This is a genomic window from Sphingomonas sp. FUKUSWIS1, from assembly GCF_000733135.1.
Taxonomy (GTDB): domain Bacteria; phylum Pseudomonadota; class Alphaproteobacteria; order Sphingomonadales; family Sphingomonadaceae; genus Sphingomonas; species Sphingomonas aerolata.
The window spans coordinates 1-1,909 of sequence record NZ_JPJC01000255.1 but is presented as its reverse complement, the minus strand read 5'-3'; the positions used below and the strand labels follow the sequence as shown (position 1 = coordinate 1,909).

The 1,909-nt window shown below is 66.7% G+C and carries 2 protein-coding genes; one reads left to right on the top strand and one right to left on the bottom strand.

The window, feature by feature from the left end:
* Positions 1 to 53 precede the first annotated feature (53 nt).
* Positions 54 to 878, bottom strand: a complete 825-nt coding sequence (locus sphsw_RS16135) for a phosphoheptose isomerase (RefSeq protein ID WP_031441526.1) — start codon at positions 876 to 878, stop codon at positions 54 to 56.
* 236 nt (positions 879 to 1,114) lie between these two features.
* Between sphsw_RS16135 and sphsw_RS16130 the strand changes: the two genes are divergently transcribed.
* Positions 1,115 to 1,909 (top strand): outer membrane protein assembly factor BamD (locus sphsw_RS16130; protein WP_031441525.1); only part of this gene is annotated, 795 nt, incomplete at its 3' end.

Here is a 1,909-nt window from a genome sequence, read left to right as displayed (position 1 = left end):
GGTCGCATCGATGGGGCGGCGGGAGGCGCATCGCCCCCCGCCGCAGCGCCCGATCAGATCCGCGTGTCGCCCGCATAGGCGAACAGCAGGTCGGCGTCGGCGCTGGCCTCGATCCGCTCGGACCCGGTCACGGTCACGCATTCGCCCGCCTTGAACGCGACACCCGCGACGCTGCCTGATCCGGTGATCGGGATCAGCCAGGCGGTCCGCCCCTCGGGCAGGGTCACCGCATGCTCGCCACCGGTCCAGCGCTCGAGCACGAATTTGGGGCCTTCGACCTGGATCGTCCGACCTTCGGAGACGACGCCCGGCGACGTGATCGGCTGATAGGGCACCGGATCCGAGACCGCGATGCCGTCGTCGAGGTGCAGTTCGCGGTCGCTGCCATAATCGTAGAGTCGATAGGTGGTCTCCGAGTTCTGCTGCACCTCGATCACCGTCAGGCCGCCGCCGATCGCGTGGATCGTGTCGGAGGCGCAGTACATGAAATCGCCCGCCTTGACCGGCTTCCAGTAAAGCTTGTCCTCGATGGTGCCGTCGATCGCGGCCGCGCGCAGGTCGTCGCGCGACATCGGCGCCTTGGTACCGACGGCGATCGTCGAATCGGGTTCGGCGGCCAGCACCGTCCAGCATTCGTCCTTGCCCCGCGGCAGACCGCGCGCATGCGCCTGGTCGTCGTCGGGATGGACCTGCACCGACAACTTCTCGCTGGTGAACAGATATTTGATCAGCAGATCGGGGGTCGTGTCGCCGGGTTCCTGGAACCAGACCTCGCCGATCGCCGGCGCATCCGGGGCGGGATCGTCAAAGCCGGGCCACAGCGTGTGGCGTCCCCAGGGCTTCTCGACACGATGGGTGTGAAGCAGGGTGGCGGGCATCAAACGTTCCTTCTCAAGGCTGGCGGACTGGCGCGACATAGCGCCCCGGGGCCCAACTGGCGAGACGCCGGGAATGTCCCGTCGTCGACGCGGCATCGCGCCAGGCGTATCGCGCCCGTCGACCGGTGAATTGTGGCTGAATAGACCGCCCCGAAGGCCGCCGCTTCAGACGTCTCCAAACCCCCTCGCTAGGGGGGATTGTTCGCGTGCCCCCGGTTACGCTAAGGACGACGTCCATGCGTATCCCCCAGTCTCGCGCGCTCTCGATCGCGCTCCTCGCCGCCATAGCGCTCCCCATGGCCGGGTGCGCGAGTTCGCGCACCTCCACCGACATCCCGTATGTCGCGCGCGACGTGGGCACGCTCTACTCGCTGGCGAAGAAGCGGCTCGACCAGGGGCGCTACAAGGAGTCGGCGCAGCTGTTCGACGAGGTCGAGCGCCAGCATCCCTATTCGATCTGGGCCCGCCGCGCGCAGATCATGAGCGCGTTCAGCTATTATCTCGACACCGACTATACCAAGTCGATCCAGTCGGCGCAGCGGTTCATCGCGGTCCACCCGGGCAACCGCGACGCGCCCTATGCCTATTACCTGATCGCGCTCGGCTATTACGAGCAGATCACCGACGTCACGCGCGACCAGAAGATCACGCGCCAGGCGCTCGACGCACTGGGTGAACTGACGCGGCGGTATCCGAACACGCGCTATGCGTCGGATGCGCGGCTGAAGATCGATCTCGTCAACGATCACCTTGGCGGCAAGGAGATGGAGATCGGTCGCTTCTACGAGACGCGCGGCCAGTGGCTCGCGGCGAACGGGCGGTTCCGCACCGTGATCGACCAGTATCAGCAGACCACGCATACCCCCGAGGCGCTGATGCGTCTGACCGAGACCTATCTCGCGCTTGGCGTCCCGGTCGAGGCCGAGAAGGCCGCGGCGGTGCTGGGTCGCAACTATCCGGGCACGCCCTGGTATCAGCGTGCGTACAAGCTCATGCAGGAGCATCCGGTCAAGCCGCTGGCGCCGATCGCG